We start from the raw sequence: 19,440 nt of genomic DNA, 5'->3' as shown, positions 1-19,440 counted from the left end.
TGGAGGTTCCCCGAACCCAGCCCGCAGTGCTCCCTTTCTTTCCCCTTTCGATAAAGACATTCTCATGAGCAACGAAACCCGTCGTTTCAACGTCGCCGTCGTGGGCGCCACCGGCGCTGTCGGCGAAACCATGTTGAGCATCCTGGCCGAACGTCAGTTCCCGGTCGCCACCTTGTACGCACTGGCGTCGGCGCGCTCGGCGGGCGGGCAGGTCGAGTTCAACGGCGGCAAGGTCGACGTGCTGGACCTGGCCGACTTCGACCCCACCGGCGTGGACATCGCGCTGTTTTCCGCAGGCGGCAGTGTCTCCAAGGAATACGGCCCCAAGTTCGCTGCGGCCGGTGCGGTGGTGATCGATAATTCCTCGGCGTTCCGCTACGACGACGATGTGCCGCTGGTGGTGTCCGAGGTCAATCCCGAAGCGCTGAAGCAGCGCCCGCGCGGGATCATTGCCAACCCCAATTGCTCGACCATGCAGATGCTGGTGGCGCTGGGCCCGATCCACCGCAAGTACGGCATCGAGCGCATCAACGTGGCGACCTATCAGTCGGTGTCCGGCGGCGGCCGTTCGGCGATGGAGGAACTGGGCAAGCAGACTAGCGAATTGCTGAGCTTCCAGCAGATCGACCCGCAGCGCTTCCCGGTGCAGATCGCTTTCAACCTGATTCCGCACATCGACGATTTCCAGGACAACGGCTACACCAAGGAAGAGATGAAGCTGGTCTGGGAGACCCGCAAGATCCTCGGTGACGAAAACATCCAGGTGAATCCCACCGCGGTGCGCGTGCCGGTGTTCTACGGGCATTCGGAAGCGGTGGCCATCGAGACCCGCGAAAAGATCACCGTGGCCGAAGCCCGCGCATTGCTGGCAGCCTCGCCGGGCGTGGAAGTGGTGGACGAGCACAAGGCCGGCGGCTACCCGACCCCGGTGACGCATGCCTCCGGCCAGGACGCGGTATTCGTTGGCCGCATCCGCGAGGATCTCTCGCACCCGCGCGGCCTGAATCTGTGGATCGTCTCCGACAATATCCGCAAGGGCGCCGCACTCAATGCCGTGCAGCTGGCCGAATTGGTCGCACAGGAAGGCTGAGCCTGCAGCGCCGTAGGAGCGCGCTCGCGCGCGATGAGGCTTTCCCGGTAACGCCCATCGCGCACAAGTGCGCTCCTACGTTCATTCGTGTGGATGCCGGGTTCGGGCCTCGCCGTGACGCCTACGCCGGCGCCGTGCGCAGCAAGGCCTGAGCGCTCAGCGTGGTAGGAGCGCGCTCGCGCGCGATGAGGCTTTCCCGGTAACGCCCATCGCGCACAAGTGCGCTCCTACGTTCATTCGTGTGGATGCCGGGTTCGGGCCTCGCCGTGACGCCTGCGCCGGCGCAGTGCGCGGCAAGGCCTGAGTGCTCAGCGTCGTAGGAGCGCGCTCGCGCGCGATGCGGCTTGCCCGGTAATGCCCCATCGCGCACGAGTGCGCTCCTACGTTCATTCGTGTGGATGCCGGACGCGAGCCCGCCGTGACGCCTACGCCGGCGTCGTGCGCAGCAAGGCCTGAGTGCTCAGCGTCGTAGGAGCGCGCTCGCGCGCGATGCGGCTTGCCCGGTAATGCCCCATCGCGCACAAGTGCGCTCCTACGCTTGTTTCGTGCCGCGTTACGTCGACCAACGCCTTGGTCGTAACGATCCTTGGACAACGCGCCAGCGCAGCGGCTTGCAACGCACCGCCGTTGCCACCCGCGTGCAAATTTGCATCTGCTCCTGCCAGCGTGTTCATGGCCACACAGGCGCGCCTGCACGCATGGCGCGTTGCGGCATTACGCCAGCGCACGCACTCTGCATGATGAAGCCGACTCTTTCGCTCATTCAGCGGCTATATTGATGCGCATGAAACATAGGGGCCGGGGCGCGATGCGCCCGATACAAGGGGTGGGCGCGCTGCTGCTGGCGTTATGCAGTGGTGCGGCCATGGCGTTGGGGTTGGGCGATATCCGGGTGCTGTCCAAGCCCGGGCAGCCGTTGGTGGCCGAGATCCCGGTCATCTCCAACGAGCCTGGCGAACTGGACAACGCGCGTGTGGCGCTGGCATCGCCAACCATCTTTGCGCGGGTCGGCCTGGAGCGGCCGCAAGGCCTGGTCAGCAACCTGCAGTTCCAGTTTGCGCAGGACGCCCGCGGCCGCGCGGTGATTCGCGTGACCAGCACGCAGGCGGTCGATCAGCCGGCCATCAACTTCCTGATCGAAGTGGAGTGGGGCCAGGGCCGCCTGGTGCGCGAGTATTCGGCGCTGGTCGATGCGCCCAATACCGCAGCGGCGATTGCCGAGCCGGGCATCGAGGCGCCACAAGCCGGTGCCAGCAACACCATTGCGCGCGAACCGGCCGCCGCTTCCGGCGCGCGACCAAGTCGCCAGGACAATGCAGTGGAAAGGCCGGCCACACGGCCTGCTGCCGCTGCGCCGGCGCCATCGGCCAGCACAGCGGGCGACCAGCTGCCGGCCGTGCGCCCGGGCCAGACCTTGTCGGAGATCGCTGCCGGGGTGGCGCGTTCCAGCGGGCATTCGCTGGACCAGACCATGCTGGCGTTGTTGCGCACCAATCCCGATGCCTTCATCAACGGCAACATCAACCGGCTCAAGCAGGGCGCGGTGTTGCGCACGCCGCAGCAGGACGCGCTGGCCGAAGTGGGTGCCGCCGAGGCCGCGGCGCTGGTGCGCGAACAGGCCACGCAGTGGCGGCAGGCGCGTGCGCCCATGCCGCAACCGGCCGAGGCGGGCACCACTCCGGCCGCCAGCCCCGCGCCGGCGGCGGCCGCCGCTGCAGGCGCCGCTGGTGGCGCGCGGCTAGAGATCGCCCCCGCAGTGGCGACGGATACCAACAAAGCCGGCACCACGTCCGGCACCAGTGGCGAAGGCGAGGGCGAGATGGCGGCCAACGAACAGTTGCAACAGGCCAAGGAAGACATCGCCACCCGCGATGCCGAGCTGCAGGAGCTGCGCACCCGCGTGGCCGACCTGGAAAAGCTTAAGCAGCAGCAACAGGCGTTGATCGCCATGAAGGACACCGACTTGGCCGCCGCCCAGCGGCGCCTGGCCGAAACCCCGGCGGCACCCGCGCAGGGTGGCGGATTCCCGCTGTGGTTGATCGGCGGGCTGGTGTTGATCGTGGCCGCAGTGGTGGCCTGGCTGGCCGCACGCCGCCGCAAGCCATCGCCGTTGCCGCCGTTGCCGCGCCGCAATTTCGATTTCATTCCGCCTGGCGCTGCAGCTACTGCCGCCCAGCCGGATGCGGACGCCGCCGCCACCGTGCCCAGCGAGCGCGACGTGGTGCAGGAGACCGAGTTCGAGCAAATTGATCTGCACGAAGACGAACGCGCCGGTGGCACGCAGCCGCCGCTGTCGGAGGTGCTGCGGCGCGAACCGCAGCTGGCCGAGCCGGTGCCGCACGCAGCTGCCCCGGTGGTGTCCAGTGACGATTGGCGCGCCTTGCGCGCGACGCCTGCCGCGCCGTCAAATGATCTGGCCGACGCCAGGCCTGCCCCGGCAGCGGAGCCGGCACCCGAACCCGCACCAGCGCCAATGACTGCCGCACACGCACCGCCTTCACCAGCCACGCAGCAGGACAGCCTGGACTTCGACCCAGCCCCGCCGGTGCCGGTCGCCGATGCGCCGTATGCCGAGACGTTCAGTGCTGCTGCGCCGCGCGAATTCGCCTCCGCCGGCCGTGATCGTCTTGAGCTGGCGGTGGCTTACATGGACCTGGGCGACAAGGACACCGCACGCGGGCTGTTGCTGGAAGTCGCCGCCACCGGCGATGCGGCCACCCGTGCCGAAGCGGCCGACCTGCTCGACCGTCTGGCATGAGCCCGGCCATGGACACGCTTGGCGCACGCGAACGCCGCATCGATTACATCGAGTTCGCCTCCATCGACCTGGAGGCCAGCCGCGCGTTCTTTGCGCAGGTGTTCGGCTGGCAGTTCCAGGCCTATGGCCCGGACTATCTGGCCTTCAACGATGGTCGGCTGGATGGCGGCTTCTATCGCGCAGCCGCGGCGGCGCCCGCCGACACCGGCCCATTGGTAGTGCTGTATGCCGATGACCTGGCCCCGGTGCTGGAGCAGGTTGCCGCCGCCGGTGGGCAGATCGTCAAGCCGGTCTTCGGCTTCCCCGGTGGCAGCCGCTTTCATTTTCGCGAGCCCGGCGGCACCACGCTGGCCGTGTGGTCCGAGCGCAGCGTCTAGTCGGCTGCGCATGACCGGTACCCCAAGAGGCAGACACTGATGCGTTACGCGCTGGGCGTGGAATATGACGGCAGCGAGTTCCAGGGCTGGCAGCAACTGGGCGAGCACGGCGGGCCAAGTGTGCAGGCAACCCTGCAGGCGGCATTGTCGTCGGTGGCCGATGCGCCGATCCAGGTGGTCTGTGCCGGCCGCACCGATGCCGGCGTGCATGGCGAATGCCAGGTGGTGCATTTCGACAGCGATGCCCGCCGCGAACCGCGCGGCTGGATGCTGGGCACCACCGCGCGGCTGCCGCCCTCGGTGGCGGTGCGCTGGTGCGTGCCGGCAGCCGAAGACTTCCATGCGCGGTTTTCCGCGCGGGCGCGGCGTTATCGCTATCGCCTGCTCAACCGGCAGATCCGCCCGGCGCTGTACCGGCAGACCCTGAGCTGGGAGCGCCGGCCGCTGGATGCGCAGGCCATGCACACGGCCGCGCAGGCATTGCTGGGCGAGAACGACTTCGGCGCATTTCGCAGCGTGCAGTGCCAGGCCCTGCATGCGCGGCGCAATCTGCAGGCCATCACCGTGCAGCGGCTGGGCGAGGTGGTGGAGGTGCAGGTGCAGGCCAATGCATTCCTTCATCACATGGTGCGGAATATTGTTGGCTCGCTGATTTTGGTCGGGACCGGTGAACAGCCGATCGACTGGATCGCGACATTGCTCGCCGGACGCGACCGCACTGTGGCCGGCCCGACGGCACCGCCGCAAGGCCTGGTGTTCATCGGGCCGCTGTATCCCGCAGAGTGGCATCTGCCCGCCGAGGTGACCCAATGAATCGATCGCTGTACCGCACCCGCATCAAGTTCTGTGGCATGACCCGCGCCGGCGACATCCGGCTCGCCGGCGAGCTGGGTGTGGACGCGGTGGGTTTCATCTTCGCCCATGGCAGCCCGCGCCGCGTGGCCCCGGCCGAAGCGCGCGCCATGCGCCAGGCCACCGCGCCGATGGTCGATGTGGTGGCGTTGTTCCGCAACAACTCCAAGGAAGAAGTCCGCGAAGTGGTGCGCACCGTGCGCCCCACCTTGCTGCAGTTCCATGGCGAAGAAGACGACGCCTTCTGCCGCAGCTTCAATCTGCCGTATCTCAAGGCGGTGCCGATGGGCGCTTCCGGCGTGAATGGCGAAGACGCCAACGCGCGGACGCTGCAGTTGGCCTATCCCAATACGGCCGGCTTCCTGTTCGACAGCCATGCGCCGGGCGAGGGCGGTGGGACCGGCAAGACCTTCGACTGGTCGCGCCTGCCCACCGGCCTGCATCGCCCGTTCCTGCTGGCTGGCGGCATCACCGCCGACAACGTCTTCGACGCGATCGTGGCGACCCTGCCGTGGGGCGTGGACGTGTCCAGCGGCGTGGAGCTTGCGCCGGGCATCAAGGACGGCCACAAGATGCGCAAGTTCGTCGAAGAAGTGCGCCGCGCCGACTGTCACGAGATGTCGTAACGGTGGTGTCTTAAGCGCGCTGCAGTGTGCTGCGGTATGAGCCCCGATGGTGGTGCCGCGCTGATGCCGACGTTCGCCAGCAGATGCAGGCGTTGGCTAAGTGGCCTGCACAGGCGCGTCGCGCAATAAACCCAGGGCGTCGTCAGACGCTTCGAGTAGCTGAGAACTCTCCAAGGCTCCGGTTCCCGGGGCCTTTTTCGTGCGTGGTAGCGCGAAGACGCCGCTGCTCGATGCAGCGCCTCGCCCCTGATCAGGGCCGATCCGCCGCAAGCTCGCCGCGCAACCAGCCGGCAAGCTGTGCGATCCGCGGATCGGGATTGCGCCGCGCCGCGCACAGGCCCCAGCGGCCCCGGGTCGGGGTAAAGCCCCACGGCGCTACCAGCCGCCCGGCCGCCAGGTCGGCGGCGACCAGCGATTGCGGCGCGATCGCCACGCCCAGTCCGGCCGCAGCGGCTTCCAGCAGATACATCAGATGCTCGAACTCGGTGCCGAAGCGCAAGCTGTCGGCCGGGATGCCATGCGCCTGCGCCCAGTCCGGCCAGGCTTGCGGGCGTGAACGCGTATGCAGCAGCGGGTGCGCCAGCAGTGCGTGCGGCGGCTGCCCGGCCAGCTGGGTCGCCAGCGGGCTTTGCGGGCTGAGCACCGGCCCGATCCACTCCACGCCCAGCTCGTGCACCTGCCAGTCGCCCGGCCAGGGCGGGGTGTCGAGCAGTAGCGCAGCGTCCAGGCCGTCCAGGTCCGGCCCGGGCGGTTGCTCGTTCGCCGACAGATGCACGCGCAGATCGGGCAGATCGCGCTGCAGCCGGCCCAGCCGAGGAATCACCCAGCGCGCCAGCAGGCTGCCGGAGCAACCCAGCACCAACGGCGCCTCGTTGCGCGGGCTGGCCAGGTCCGCCCAGGTGTCGGCGATCAACGCAAAGCCCTCGCTGGTGGCATCGCGCAGGCGCGTGCCGGCGGCGGTCAGCACCAGCCCGCGGCCCTGTCGGGTGAACAGGGCGGTGCCCAACAGCTGTTCCAGAGAACGCACATGCCGGCTGATGGCACCGTGGGTCACGTGCAGGGCGTCGGCAGCGCGGCTGACACTTTGCAGGCGCGCCGCGGCCTCAAAGGCACGCAAGGCGGCAAGCGGGGGCAGGGAAGCAGGCATATGTGAGTACAGGTCACAGGTTACGGCGATCTTATCGATTTATCCGTCGCGCCGCCTGCGTTAGAGTGCGCCTTTCCCGTATTTCCGCAGTGTTGCGGAGGAATAGCTCCCATGTCGGCCCAGCCCATCAGTGACTTTCATGCGTATCCGGATGCCGCCGGCCATTTCGGCAAGTTTGGCGGCCGTTTCGTCGCGGAAACCTTGATCGCGCCCCTGCAGGAACTGTCTGCCGCCTACGATCTGGCGCGCCAGGATCCGGCCTTCATTGCCGAGTACGACAAGGATCTCAAGCATTACGTCGGCCGCCCCAGCCCGATCTACCACGCCGAGCGGCTGAGCCGCGAAGTGGGCGGGGCGCAGATCCTGCTCAAGCGCGAAGACCTGAACCACACCGGCGCGCACAAGATCAACAACACCATCGGCCAGGCGCTGCTGGCCAGCCGCATGGGCAAGACCCGCATCATCGCCGAGACCGGCGCCGGCCAGCATGGCGTGGCCAGTGCCACCGTCGCGGCGCGGCTAGGCCTGGAATGCGTGGTCTACATGGGCGCCACCGATATCGAGCGGCAGAAGATCAACGTCTACCGCATGCAGTTGCTCGGTGCGAAGGTCATCCCGGTCACCTCGGGCTCGGCCACGCTCAAGGACGCGCTGAATGAAGCGATGCGCGACTGGGTCAGCAACGTGCAGGACACCTTCTACATCATTGGCACCGTCGCCGGCCCGGATCCGTATCCGCGCATGGTGCGCGATTTCAACGCCATCGTCGGCCGCGAAGCGCGTGCGCAGATGCTGGAAGACTACGGCCGCCTGCCGGATGCGATCAGCGCCTGCGTGGGCGGCGGCAGCAACGCCATCGGCCTGTTCCACGCGTTCTTGAACGACCCCGGCGTCAAGATCTACGGCGCCGAAGCGGCGGGTGATGGCATTGCCAGCGGCCGCCACGCGGCATCGATCGCCGCCGGTCGCCCCGGCGTGCTGCACGGCAATCGCACGTATGTGATCTGCGATGACGATGGCCAGATCATCGAGACCCATTCGGTCTCGGCGGGCCTGGACTACCCCGGCGTGGGACCGGAGCATGCCTTCCTCTCCGACAGCGGCCGTGCCGTGTACCAGGGCATCACCGACGACGAAGCGCTGGCCGCGTTCCACTTGCTGGCGCATACCGAAGGCATCCTGGCCGCGCTGGAATCCAGTCATGCGGTCGCGCAGTCGATCAAGCTTGCGCGCGAAATGCCCAAGGACGCGCTGGTGCTGTGCAACCTGTCCGGCCGTGGCGACAAGGACGTGCACACCATCGCCGCGCGCGAAGGCATGGTGCTGTGATCGCAGCGCACGCGCGCAACCTCGGCAGTGGCATGGCACTGCTGTGCCTGTCTGCACTGGCGGCGGCCGCGGCATCGGCGCCCGCGCTGGATCGCAGCGGCGCGGTGCGCGTTGGCCAGCGCTTCGCCGAGCTGGCGCCGCGCGCCGCCTGGAAGCCGATGAATGCCGGCCCGATCGGGCAGTGCGACTACGTGGAAGCAGGGCTGCTGCCCACGGGCGTGGCAATGATGGTCGAGGATGGGCGCGTTGTCCGCTTCGACGTCACCGATGCCGGGGTCGCAGGCCCCTTCGGCATTCGCATCGGCGACAGCGAGGCCAGTGTGCGTGCACGCCTGCCCGCGGGCTACAGCGTCGAGCCGCATCACTATGGCAGTGACGATGGCAAGGATCTTTATCTGACATGGCATGACCCCGCGCGTGGGCTCGCCGTTCGCTACGAAACTGGAGAAGGCAGCGTGACATCGATGTACTGGGGAAGCTGGGACGCCGTGCAACTGGTGGAGGGATGCGCATGAGCCGCGCGCCCGACCGTATCGCTGCGTGCTTCGACGCGCTGCGCCACTCTGGCCGCAAGGCGCTGATTCCCTTCATCACCGCCGGCGACCCGTCGCTGGAAGCCACCGTGCCGGTGATGCATGCGCTGGTGCGCGCCGGTGCGAACATCATCGAGCTCGGCGTGCCGTTCTCCGACCCGATGGCCGACGGCCCCACCATCCAGCGCAGCTCCGAGCGCGCGCTGGGCCGCGGTGCCGGGCTGGCCTACGTGATCGAAGCCGTGCAGGAATTCCGGCGCGAGGACGCCACCACCCCCGTGGTACTGATGGGCTACCTCAACCCGATCGAAATCCACGGCACGCGGCGCTTTGCCGAAACCGCGGTGGCCGCCGGCATCGATGGCGTGCTGCTGGTCGACCTGCCGCCCGAGGAGGCCGACGACACCCGCGCCATCTTCACCGAGGTCGGCCTGGCGCTGATCGCCTTGGCGTCGCCCACCACCGGCGAGGCCCGGCTGGACATGCTGTGCAGCACCGCGCAGGGCTATCTGTATTACGTGAGCTTCTCTGGTGTGACTGGCGCGGCCGACCGGCTGGACACGCATGCCGCCAGCGACCGCCTGCGCCAGCTGCGTGCCCGTGCCGGCGCACCGGTGGTGGCCGGCTTCGGCATCAAGGACGCCGCCAGTGCTGCCGCGATGGCGGTGGACGCGGACGGCGTGGTCGTCGGCAGCGCGCTGGTGGCGGCCCTGGCCGACGCGTCGGATGTGCGCAGCGCGCGTGAGCGGGCCGAAGACTTCCTGCAGCCGCTGCGGCAGGCGCTGGACGCCGGCTGAGGCTCCGCTGCCGGGCGCCTGCCGGTGGCATGCCTCGCAGGTGGCATGCAGGTGCCCAACGGCGGCGATCATGCCAGCAACACGTTCCCGCATGATCGTCTGGCGGCTTGGTCCAGGCCTCTCGGCGCCGCCCCGCGCTACCGCCCACTGCACCGCCATGGGGCGCTGGGATAGACTGTCGCCCCTCTGCGGCCCGCACGGCCGCCTTGCATGGATTGTCATACACGCATGAGTTGGCTCAGCAAATTGATGCCCTCCGGCATCCGCACCGAGAACACCCCCGCCAAGAAGCGCAGCGTCCCCGAGGGCCTGTGGGAGAAGTGCAGCAACTGCGGCAGCGCGCTGTACGGCCCGGAGCTTGAGGAGAACCTGGAGGTGTGTCCGAAGTGTGACCACCACATGGCAATCCGCGCCCGCGCCCGTCTGGCCGCACTGTTCGACGCGGACAGCCCGACCACCGAAATCGCGGCCCAGCTGGGCCCGGTGGACGTGCTCAAGTTCAAGGATCAGAAGAAGTACGGCGAGCGCATCAAGGCCAGCCAGAAAAGCAGTGGCGAATACGACGCCCTGATCGCCATGCGCGGCATGCTCAAGGGCAACCCGCTGGTGGCCGCCGCGTTCGATTTCGCCTTCATGGGCGGCTCGATGGGCTCGGTGGTCGGCGAGCGCTTTGCGCGTGCGGCCGAAGTGGCGCTGGAAGTGGGCTGCCCGTTTGTGTGTTTCTCTGCAAGTGGCGGCGCGCGCATGCAGGAAGGCCTGTTCTCGCTGATGCAGATGGCCAAGACCTCCGCGGCGCTCGGCCGCTTGCGCGAAGCCGGCCTGCCGTATATCTCGGTGCTGACCCATCCCACCACCGGTGGCGTGTCGGCCTCGTTCGCAATGTTGGGCGATATCAACATCGCCGAACCGCATGCGCTGATCGGTTTTGCCGGCCCGCGCGTGATCGAGCAGACCGTGCGCGAGACGCTGCCCGAAGGTTTCCAGCGCTCGGAGTTTCTGCTCGATCACGGCGCCATCGACCAGATCTGCGACCGCCGCGACATGCGCGACCGCATCGCCGAGCTGACCACCATGATGATGCGTCAGCCGCATCCGCAGGACGCAGACGTATAGCGCGTGCGTTGCGCAGTCTTGATCGACGGCCGTAGCGCTGACATTCCCTTTTAGCAGGATCTTTGGAACTTATGAGTAGCCGCAAGTATTTTGGCACTGACGGCATCCGTGGCCGAGTTGGCCAAGGCGTAATATCCGCTGACTTTGTGCTGCGGCTCGGTAACGCGCTTGGCCGTGTTCTCTCCGAAGGGCGAGATAAGCGTCCACTGGTATTGATAGGCAAGGACACTCGCATATCCGGGTACATGTTCGAAGCCGCTTTGGAAGCTGGCCTCGTTGCCGCCGGTGCAGATGTGCAGATGATTGGCCCCATGCCGACGCCAGCGATTGCCTTCTTGACGAGCACCTTGCACGCAAACGCCGGCGTGGTGATCAGCGCATCGCACAACCCGCATTACGACAACGGCATCAAGTTCTTTTCCGCCGAAGGCGAGAAGCTCGATGACGCCACCGAAGCGGCCATCGAAGCGGCCCTGGATGCGCCGTTCCACACCGTGGAATCCGAGCGTCTGGGCAAGGCGATCCGTACCCGCGATGCGATCGGCCGCTACATCGAATTCTGCAAGGCCAGCGTCCCGCGGGGCTTCACCCTGCACGGGTTGAAGATGGTGCTCGACTGCGCGCACGGCGCCACGTACCACATCGCGCCGATGCTGTTTCGCGAGCTCGGCGCCGAGGTGGTGGTGATCGGTGCGGCGCCGGACGGGCTCAATATCAACGACGGCGTCGGCTCCACGCATATCGACAATCTCGCCGCCAAGGTGCGCGAGACCGGCGCGCAGTTGGGCATCGCCTTCGATGGCGACGGCGACCGCGTGCTGATGGCCGACGACCAGGGCAACCCGGTCGATGGCGACGATCTGCTGTACGTGCTCGCGCGCTCGTGGCAGGCCAGCGGCCGGCTCACCGGCACGGTGGTCGGCACCTTGATGACCAATTACGGGCTGGAGAAAGCCCTGGCCGCGTTGCAGATCCCGTTCCAGCGCGCCAAGGTCGGCGACCGCTACGTGCACCAGGCCCTGGTCGAGGGCAGTGGCACGCTGGGCGGCGAGACCTCCGGCCATCTGTTGTGTCTGGACCGGGCCACCACCGGTGATGGCATCGTCAGCGCCTTGCAGGTGCTCGAAGCGCTGGGGCGCGACGGGCACAGCCTGCGTGAGGCGCTGAGCAGCCTGAGCAAGGTGCCGCAGCAGACCGTCAACGTGCGTCTGGGCGGCGGTGCAGCCAAGGCCATTGTGGAAGCCGCCAGCGTGCAGCAGGCGCTGCAGCAAGCGCAGGCGGCGGTGCAGGGGCGTGGCCGCGCGTTCCTGCGCCCGTCCGGCACCGAGCCGGTGGTACGCGTGACTGTGGAGGCCGACGAAGCGGGGTTGATGCAGGACACGCTCGATCGCCTCGCCGGAGCGGTGCGTGACGCGGCGTGAGTCGCTCATCATTGGCATCTGCGTGGTCTTCGCCAAGGCCGCGACGTTTTATGTGCTGTATCGCCTGCTGTCCTGAGCGGCCGGCCTTCTTTCATCCTTGAGCAAGACATCCGTATGAGCGCGCGCATCCCCACCCTGGACATCACCCGTTTCGACAGCGACCGCGAGGCCTTTGTCGCCGAGCTCGGTGCCGCTTATCGGCAATGGGGCTTTGCCGGTATCCGCAATCACGGCATTGCGCAGTCCGACATCGACGCCGCCTACGAGGTGTTCAAGGCATTTTTCGCGCTGCCCGACGAGGTCAAGCGCAGCTACCATGTGCCCGGCAGTGGCGGCGCGCGCGGCTATACGGCGTTCGGTGTGGAAACCGCCAAGGACTCCAAGCATTTCGATCTGAAGGAGTTCTGGCACATCGGCCGCGAGATCCCGGACGATTCGCCGTACCGCGCGGTGATGGCGCCCAATCTGTGGCCGACCGAAGTGCCGGGCTTCCGCGAACGTGGCTACCACCTGTATCAGCAGCTGGATCAGTTGGGCTCGCGCGTGTTGTCGGCGCTGGCGCTGCACATCGGCCTGCCGCAGGACTACTTCGCCGACAAGACCGACCACGGCAATTCGATCCTGCGCCCGATCCATTACCCGCCGATCACCAGCGACGACATCCCGAATGTGCGTGCCGGCGCGCACGGCGACATCAATTTCATCACCTTGCTGGTGGGCGCCAGTGCCGCTGGCCTGGAAGTGCGTTCCAACGAAGGCGAGTGGGTGCCGTTCACTGCGGACGCCGACACCATCGTGGTCAATATCGGCGACATGCTGCAGCGCCTGACCAATCATGTGTACCCGTCCACCATCCACCGCGTGGTCAATCCGCCGGGCGAGGAGGCGCGCAAGCCGCGCTATTCGGTGCCGTTCTTCCTGCACCCGAACCCGGATTTCCTGATCGACGTGTTGCCGTCCTGCATCAGCGCCGACAATCCCAGCCGCTATCCCGAACCGATCACCGCACACGGGTTCCTGGAAGAGCGCCTGCGCGAGATCAAGCTCAAGTAAGCCGAACGGACCCAAGCGCGGCCTATGGCCGCGCTCGCAACATGGCGGATGACGCTCGCCACAGTTTGCTTGATGAACGTTCGCTCGCGTCCGGTTAAAGCTTGCGTTCACCTCTGCCGATATCCCAGTCTGGCCGCTAGCGCGACGTCGGATTTGCCTGGCGCCCGCTGCAGGACTGCGATGAGGTGCGGGCGCATGTGGACGCGAAAACTAATCAACGTTGTTGGAACATCGGCACTGGTGCTGACCGGGTGCCTTGCGGGTGTGGCCTTGGCAACACCGGTGACGGTGACTGTCCAGGACGCCGCTGGCGTGCTGGTTGATGCAGTGGTGAGCCTGGAAACCGCACGTCCGGTGCCGGCGATCGGCACCTCGAAACCGGTGTCGATGGATCAGGTGAACTCGCAGTTCGTTCCCGCGGTGCTCGCGGTACGCACGGGGAGCCTAGTGCGCTTCCCGAACAATGATCAAATCCGGCATCAGGTGTATTCGTTTTCGCCTGCCAAGAAGTTCGAGTTGCCGCTGTTTCAGGGCACCACGGCTGCGCCGGTACGCTTCGATCAGGCCGGGCTGGTGACGGTGGGCTGCAACATCCATGACTGGATGCTGGGGTATATCGTGGTGCTGGACACCCCGTATTTCGGCAAGAGCGGCAGCGATGGCCGTGTCCAGATCGATGCGCCCGCGGGCAGCTACACCCTGCGTGTCTGGCATCCACGCATCAAGGGCGCTGCGCTGTCCGAGCCACTGGTGCTGAGCCGCGATGCGCTGCAGCGCCGTGTCACCGTGCAGACCACCGGCACTGCGCCAGCGGCGCCGCCGCCGGATGATCGCGTGCGCGCGCTGCAGGACAAGTTCCGTCGCGCCGCCGACCCGAAAAAGCCGTCTCCATGAAAGCGATGCGACTGCATACGCGCATCGCCGCGCTGCTGGTGCTGGTGGTGCTCGGCACCCAGGCGTTGACCTTCATTGCCGTGCAGGTAGCCACCGAGCGCAGCGTCAAGGCGCAACTCGGTGAAGAGCTGCTGATTGGCGAGCGGGTATGGCAACGCATCAACCAGCGCCGCGATGAACAACTGCTGCAATCGGCCTCGGTGCTGGCGGACGATTTCGGCTTCCGCGCAGCCGTTGCCAGCGGCGATGTGCCCACGATGCAGTCGGCGTTGCGCAACCACGCCGCGCGCATGGATGCGCAGACGGCGGTGCTGCTGTCGCCTGAAGGCGATTTTCTGACCGGGCTAGCGGATCTGCCGCAGGCCGAACAGCTGCGTGCCGTGCAGGCCTTGCTGCAACAGGCCCAGCACGACGGGCGTGCGGTCGGTGTGGTGGCCTTGGATCAACACATCGTGCGTCTGGCGGTGGTGCAGGTACTGGCGCCGAGCCGGGTGGGCTGGATTGCGATCGGCAACGAATCCGGCGACAGCCTTGCGCAGGATTTCCGCAGCACCACGGGTCTGGATGCCACCTTTTTCATCGACAGTGCGCCGCCGCGCGTGCTGGCGTCCACGCTGGAACCAGCCGAACGCACGGAATTCGCCCAGCAATTGCGCACCACCGAACACGCGCAGGGCGCTGCAATCCCGCTGACCTTGGGGGACTCGCGTTACCTGGTGAAGTTGCAGTCCATCCAGGGCGATACCCGCGTGCGGGTTGCCTTGCAGGCCTCGTTGGACCGCGCGGTGGCGCCGTACCGCACACTCAAATTACGGATTTTGCTGCTGGCTGGCCTGGCCACCGCCGCCGCACTGGGCGTATCGATTTTTCTCGCGCGCAGCGTCAGTAAGCCGGTGGCGCTGCTGGTGCAGGCAGCACGCCGCATCCAGCGCGGTGATTACCACACCACCGTGCAATTGCCGCCCGGGCGCGAATTGGCGGAGCTGGCCGACAGCTTCGGGCGCATGCAGCAGCAGATCGCCACGCGCGAGCAGCACATCCTGCACCAGGCACGCCACGACGCACTCACTGGCTTGCCCAACCGCATCTGGCTGCTGGAGCAGCTGCAGCAGGTGGTGGATCAGACCGTGGCCTCGGGCGGCACCGCAGCGGTGTTGATCCTGGACCTGGAGCGCTTCAAGGAACTCAACGACAGCCTGGGCCACGACTTCGCCGATCAGGTGTTGGTCGAAGCCGGGCGCAGGCTTGCCGAGGTGGTGCAGGCGCCCAACATCGTCGGGCGCCTTGGCAGCGACGAATTCATGGTGGTGGTGGCGCATGCTGACCCGGCCACCGTGCAGGAGGAAGCCCAACGCCTGCTGCTGCAATTGCGCAGCCCGCTGGCGTTGCCGCAGGCACGCATCCAGCTCGAAGCCAGCATCGGCATTGCGTTGATTCCCGAGCATGGCGCCGACCCGGACACGCTGCTGCGTCGCGCCGATATCGCGCGTGGCCAGGTCGGCGACACCGCCAGTGGCGCCAGCGTGTACCGGCTTGGCCAGGACGAGCAGCATCTGCGCCGGCTGCGTCTCACCGGCGATCTGCGCCAGGCCATCGGTGGCAACGAGCTGACCTTGCGCTTCCAGCCCAAGATCAGCCTGCGTACCGATCAGGTGGAGCAGGTCGAGGTGCTCGTGCGCTGGCATCACCCGGTGCTGGGGCCGATCGGCCCAGACGAATTCATTCCGTTGGCCGAGCATTCCGGCGTCATCCATCCGCTCACCCGCTTCGTGCTGGACGAGGCCTTGCACTGCCAGTCGCAATGGCGAGCGCAAGGGTTGGAGCTGGGCATGGCCATCAACCTGTCGGCCCTGGATCTGTCCGACCCCGGCCTGCCGGACTTCGTGCGCGGCTGCCTGCAGCGGCATGCGGTGCCGGCCACCTCGGTCACGCTGGAACTGACCGAAAGCGCATTGATGCGCGATGTCGAATTTGCGCTGCATATGTTGCATCAACTCCGCAATGTGGGCGTACGGCTGTCGGTCGACGACTTCGGCACTGGCTATTCCTCGCTGGCCCAGCTCAAGCGCATGCCGGTGAACGAATTGAAGATCGACAAGAGCTTTGTCATGCAGCTGGCCGAAGGCACTGACGATGCCTTCATCGTGCGCAGCACGATCGATCTGGGGCACAACCTCGGCCTGAGCGTGATTGCCGAGGGCGTGGAAAACGACACTGCGCTGGCGCTGCTGCGCGGCTACGGCTGCGACATGGTGCAGGGCTATCTGTATTCGCCGCCACTGGAAGAAAAGCCGCTGCTGGCATGGTGCATGCGCCAGCTCGGTCGCTCGCCCGCGGCGCAGGCGGGAGGTCAACGATGAAGCGTTTTCCGCGCACGGTGGTCGCTGCAACGCTACTCGCCGCAATGGCCCTGAGCCCACTGCTGTGCATGGCGGGCGAGGGCCGGTTGCTGGCCACCGGCGGCGTCTCGATGCTCGAAGGCAGCAGTGGCGGTGGCATCGTGCCCTGGGCCACGTTGTCGGGGTACGGCACGCGCGATGAACTCGGCACCGTGGCGTTCGCCACCCACGTCGATAGCGGCGATTACCGTCTGGATGTGCAGGGCGCCGCATTGACCGTTGGCAATCGGCTCGAGCTTTCGGTGGCGCGCCAGCGTCTGGACCTGGGCACCTTGCAGGACCGGCTGGGGTTGCCGTGGAATGCGCTTGGCCAGGATGTATTCGGCGCGAAAGTGCGACTGCATGGTGACCTGGTCTACGGGCGCGCGCCACAGCTGAGTCTTGGCGTGCAGTACAAGCGCCTGCGCGACGGCACCTTGCCGTTGGCGATCGGTGCACGCGACGACCACGGCACCGATGTCTATCTCAGCGCCACGCGGCTATTGCTGCAAGGCGCTGGCGGCTACCAGTTGCTGCTCAACGGCACCGTGCGCGCTACCCGTGCCAATCAAACCGGGTTGCTGGGCTTCGGCGGCGACCGTCGCAACAGTTATCGGCTGGTCGGTGAAGTCAGCGCCGGCGTGGTGCTGAGCCCGTCGTGGGTGGTGGGCCTGGAGTATCGCGACAAGCCGAACAATCTCGGTTTCGCCCGCGAGCAAGCCTGGGCTGACGGCTTCGTCGCCTGGTTCCCGACCAAGCATGTGTCGCTGACCGCCGCCTGGGCCGATCTCGGCGAAGTTGCCACCTTGAAGCGTCAGCGCGGACCGTATCTTTCCCTGCAGGTGGCGTTGTGATGACCCGATGGCTGCGCTATTCGCTGCTGTGCGTGCTGATGTTGAGCGGCTGTGCCACCACGCAACCGCGGCAGACGCTGTACGAAGAATTGGGCGGTCAGCCCGGCATCGAGGCCCTGGTGGAAACCATGCTTTCGCGCATCGCCGACGACCCGCGCATCGTCGAGCACTTTGCACGCGTCAATATCGTCATGCTCAACGAGCGGCTGGTGCAGAAGTTCTGCCATGTCGCCGATGGCCCGTGCCCGGACACTGCCAAGTCCATGGCGCAGGCGCACCAGCATATGGCTATCCGCGAGGGCGACTTCAATGCCCTGGTCGAAGATCTCAACTGGGCAATGGATCAGCGCAACATTCCGCGCCGAACCCAGAATCGCCTGCTCGCACGGCTGGCCGCGATGCATGGCGAGATCGTCAATCACTGAGGCGAACGCTGCGCATATCGCATCGCGCAGAGCATGTGTTCAACCAGGGGCGTGATAGGTCTGTCGGCATCCACTTGCAGCAGGCGCCATGCGCACGGACGCCTCACTCCAAAGGACGCACCCGGTGCGAGCCACGTGCCATCAGCCGCAGCAGCAGCGCATGCGGCAGCACGTGCAGCGCAACGTTCACCAGGCGATAGCGCCACCTCGGTATCGCCAGCACCTGCCCGCGTTCCAGCGCGGCGATGCCGTACGCCGCCACGGCATCAGCCTGCAGCCACGCCCAGCCGGGCAGGGTGGACATCGCCGCGCGGGTGCCGGTGACATCGTGGAATTCCGACCAGGCAAAGCCCGGGCAGAGCGCGCACACCTTCACCGCGCAATCGGCGTTCTCCAGCGCCAGCGACTCGCTGAAGCGCAGCATGAAACTCTTGGCGGCCGCATACAGCGTCTGGCCATCGGCGCTGGGCGTCAGTGCGGCGAACGAGGCCACATTGAGGATCCGGCCCTGGCCACTGGCGCGGATCATCGGCAACAGCCGCCAGGTCAGTTCGCACACCGCCGTCACCATCACCTGCAGGAACCGCGCATGCGTCTGCCAGTCGTTCTGCAGATACCGCCCTGGCACGCCGTAGCCGGCGTTGTTGACCAGGGTGCCCACGATCCAGCCCTGGCGCTGGATTTCGGCGACCAGCCGGGCAGGGGCGGCCGGGTCGCCCAGATCCTCCGGCAGGATTTCCACCCGCACCTGCGCGCCCAATTCCGCCGCCAGCGCCTCCAGCCGGTCCACTCGCCGCGCCGTCAGGATCAGTGGCATCCCGCGCGCTGCGTAGGCGCGGGCAATCTCGCGACCGATCCCGCTGGAGGCGCCGGTGATCAGGGCGAAGACAGGCGAAACGGACATGGCAGGTTCCTGGTTGGGGCGAAATGGGACACGCATCGGACACAAGTCTGCCGGGTACCGACAGGGCATGGGCTATTCTCACGCCTGTCTTCAACTCAGGAACCTGCACCTGATGCGTCGAAAGATCGTTGCTGGAAATTGGAAGCTGCATGGCACGCGTGCCTTCGCCACCGAACTGGTGGCGCAGGTGGCCGCGCACATGCCCCTGGCGGGTGTCGATGTCGTCATCCTGCCGCCCTTGCCGTATCTCGGTGATCTGATCGAGGACTTCGAGGCCCACCACCTGGCATTCGGTGCACAGGACGTCAGTAGCAACGAGAAGGGCGCCTACACCGGTGAAGTGTCCGCCTCGATGCTGGTGGATGTCGGTGCCGAATACGGCCTGGTCGGGCATTCGGAACGCCGTCAGTATCACCAGGAAAGCAGCGAGCTGGTCGCGCGCAAGTTTGCCGCCGCCATGCATGCCGGGTTGATCCCGGTGCTGTGCGTTGGCGAATCGCTGGAACAGCGCGAGGCAGGTCAGACTGAGGCAATCCTACGTGCCCAGTTGGAGCCGGTCCTGAGCCTGGTCGGCAGTGCCGGATTCGCCCGCGCCGTGGTGGCCTACGAGCCGATCTGGGCCATCGGGACCGGGCGCACCGCCACGCCGGACCAGGCCCAGGCCGTGCACGCCTTCATTCGTGGCGAAGTCGCGAAGGCGGATGCTAGAATTGCCGATTCACTGCCCATCCTGTACGGGGGGAGTGTCAAGCCCGACAACGCCAGCGAGCTGTTTTCCCAGCCCGACGTCGACGGTGGGCTGGTCGGCGGCGCATCACTGGTTGCCGAAGACTTCCTGGCCATCGCGCGTGCGGCGGCCGCTTGTTAACCCATTAAGTTTTGTCCGGGG

The 19,440-nt window shown here is 66.8% G+C and carries 18 protein-coding genes; 16 read left to right on the top strand and 2 right to left on the bottom strand.

Translation table 11 applies throughout. From position 1 onward, the window contains the following. Positions 1 to 64 precede the first annotated feature (64 nt). The 5 genes from QRM89_RS11820 (at position 65) to QRM89_RS11800 (ending at position 5,703) form a co-directional block, all read left to right on the top strand. Positions 65 to 1,090: an aspartate-semialdehyde dehydrogenase gene (locus QRM89_RS11820; protein ID WP_011037679.1), complete on the top strand. Its 1,026-nt coding sequence runs from the start codon at positions 65 to 67 to the stop codon at positions 1,088 to 1,090. Between the two features lie 784 nt (positions 1,091 to 1,874). Further along, entirely contained in the window at positions 1,875 to 3,848 is a 1,974-nt protein-coding gene (locus QRM89_RS11815) for a FimV/HubP family polar landmark protein (RefSeq protein WP_186829759.1), read from the top strand. Beyond that, positions 3,845 to 4,225: a VOC family protein gene (locus tag QRM89_RS11810; RefSeq protein ID WP_103701827.1), complete on the top strand. Its 381-nt coding sequence runs from the start codon at positions 3,845 to 3,847 to the stop codon at positions 4,223 to 4,225. Before QRM89_RS11815 ends, QRM89_RS11810 begins: the two co-directional genes overlap by 4 nt. A 39-nt stretch (positions 4,226 to 4,264) precedes the next feature. After that, positions 4,265 to 5,038 (top strand): tRNA pseudouridine(38-40) synthase TruA, encoded by a 774-nt coding sequence (gene truA / locus QRM89_RS11805; protein ID WP_011037676.1) that lies wholly within the window; start codon positions 4,265 to 4,267, stop codon positions 5,036 to 5,038. After that, complete coding sequence (locus QRM89_RS11800; protein ID WP_011037675.1) at positions 5,035 to 5,703, top strand: phosphoribosylanthranilate isomerase; 669 nt, start codon at positions 5,035 to 5,037, stop codon at positions 5,701 to 5,703. Before truA ends, QRM89_RS11800 begins: the two co-directional genes overlap by 4 nt. A gap of 250 nt (positions 5,704 to 5,953) precedes the next feature. Here QRM89_RS11800 and QRM89_RS11795 read toward each other — a convergent pair whose 3' ends face one another. Then, positions 5,954 to 6,850, bottom strand: a complete 897-nt coding sequence (locus QRM89_RS11795) for a LysR family transcriptional regulator (RefSeq protein WP_285448075.1) — start codon at positions 6,848 to 6,850, stop codon at positions 5,954 to 5,956. A 111-nt stretch (positions 6,851 to 6,961) separates the two neighbouring features. Between QRM89_RS11795 and trpB the strand changes: the two genes are divergently transcribed. The 10 genes from trpB to QRM89_RS11745 all read left to right on the top strand — a co-directional run bounded on the left by trpB (position 6,962) and on the right by QRM89_RS11745 (position 17,647). Further along, positions 6,962 to 8,179 (top strand): tryptophan synthase subunit beta, encoded by a 1,218-nt coding sequence (trpB, locus tag QRM89_RS11790; protein WP_011037673.1) that lies wholly within the window; start codon positions 6,962 to 6,964, stop codon positions 8,177 to 8,179. Next, positions 8,176 to 8,694, top strand: a complete 519-nt coding sequence (locus tag QRM89_RS11785) for a hypothetical protein (protein ID WP_183111086.1) — start codon at positions 8,176 to 8,178, stop codon at positions 8,692 to 8,694. Before trpB ends, QRM89_RS11785 begins: the two co-directional genes overlap by 4 nt. Beyond that, on the top strand, positions 8,691 to 9,509 hold the full coding sequence (trpA, locus tag QRM89_RS11780; protein WP_228431788.1) for a tryptophan synthase subunit alpha: 819 nt from the start codon (positions 8,691 to 8,693) through the stop codon (positions 9,507 to 9,509). Before QRM89_RS11785 ends, trpA begins: the two co-directional genes overlap by 4 nt. Positions 9,510 to 9,737: 228 nt before the next feature. Further along, complete coding sequence (gene accD / locus QRM89_RS11775; protein WP_115005861.1) at positions 9,738 to 10,622, top strand: acetyl-CoA carboxylase, carboxyltransferase subunit beta; 885 nt, start codon at positions 9,738 to 9,740, stop codon at positions 10,620 to 10,622. 71 nt (positions 10,623 to 10,693) lie between these two features. Beyond that, complete coding sequence (gene glmM / locus QRM89_RS11770) at positions 10,694 to 12,043, top strand: phosphoglucosamine mutase (protein WP_115005859.1); 1,350 nt, start codon at positions 10,694 to 10,696, stop codon at positions 12,041 to 12,043. A gap of 114 nt (positions 12,044 to 12,157) precedes the next feature. Continuing rightward, positions 12,158 to 13,096 (top strand): 2-oxoglutarate and iron-dependent oxygenase domain-containing protein, encoded by a 939-nt coding sequence (locus QRM89_RS11765; protein ID WP_011037668.1) that lies wholly within the window; start codon positions 12,158 to 12,160, stop codon positions 13,094 to 13,096. 264 nt (positions 13,097 to 13,360) lie between these two features. Further along, positions 13,361 to 13,990: a methylamine utilization protein gene (locus QRM89_RS11760; protein ID WP_285448221.1), complete on the top strand. Its 630-nt coding sequence runs from the start codon at positions 13,361 to 13,363 to the stop codon at positions 13,988 to 13,990. Continuing rightward, positions 13,987 to 16,350 carry a bifunctional diguanylate cyclase/phosphodiesterase gene (locus QRM89_RS11755; protein ID WP_285448074.1) on the top strand — a complete coding sequence of 788 codons (2,364 nt, stop codon included), beginning with the start codon at positions 13,987 to 13,989 and terminating at the stop codon, positions 16,348 to 16,350. The genes QRM89_RS11760 and QRM89_RS11755 overlap by 4 nt, the downstream gene beginning before the upstream one ends. Continuing rightward, on the top strand, positions 16,347 to 17,222 hold the full coding sequence (locus tag QRM89_RS11750) for a DUF3034 family protein (RefSeq protein WP_161960525.1): 876 nt from the start codon (positions 16,347 to 16,349) through the stop codon (positions 17,220 to 17,222). Before QRM89_RS11755 ends, QRM89_RS11750 begins: the two co-directional genes overlap by 4 nt. Next, positions 17,222 to 17,647: a group 1 truncated hemoglobin gene (locus tag QRM89_RS11745; protein WP_014508218.1), complete on the top strand. Its 426-nt coding sequence runs from the start codon at positions 17,222 to 17,224 to the stop codon at positions 17,645 to 17,647. The genes QRM89_RS11750 and QRM89_RS11745 overlap by 1 nt, the downstream gene beginning before the upstream one ends. Before the next feature lie 103 nt (positions 17,648 to 17,750). On the opposite strand, the gene QRM89_RS11740 is transcribed toward QRM89_RS11745, so the two are convergent. Then, on the bottom strand, positions 17,751 to 18,551 hold the full coding sequence (locus tag QRM89_RS11740; RefSeq protein ID WP_285448073.1) for an SDR family oxidoreductase: 801 nt from the start codon (positions 18,549 to 18,551) through the stop codon (positions 17,751 to 17,753). A 112-nt stretch (positions 18,552 to 18,663) separates the two neighbouring features. Here QRM89_RS11740 and tpiA point away from each other — a divergent pair, with 112 nt between their 5' ends. After that, positions 18,664 to 19,419 (top strand): triose-phosphate isomerase, encoded by a 756-nt coding sequence (gene tpiA, locus QRM89_RS11735; RefSeq protein WP_011037661.1) that lies wholly within the window; start codon positions 18,664 to 18,666, stop codon positions 19,417 to 19,419. Positions 19,420 to 19,440: the final 21 nt, after the last annotated feature.

The sequence above is a fragment of the Xanthomonas sp. LMC-A-07 genome (assembly GCF_030208825.1).
Taxonomy (GTDB): Bacteria; Pseudomonadota; Gammaproteobacteria; order Xanthomonadales; family Xanthomonadaceae; genus Xanthomonas; species Xanthomonas campestris.
This window is presented reverse-complemented; position numbering and strand designations above follow the sequence as displayed.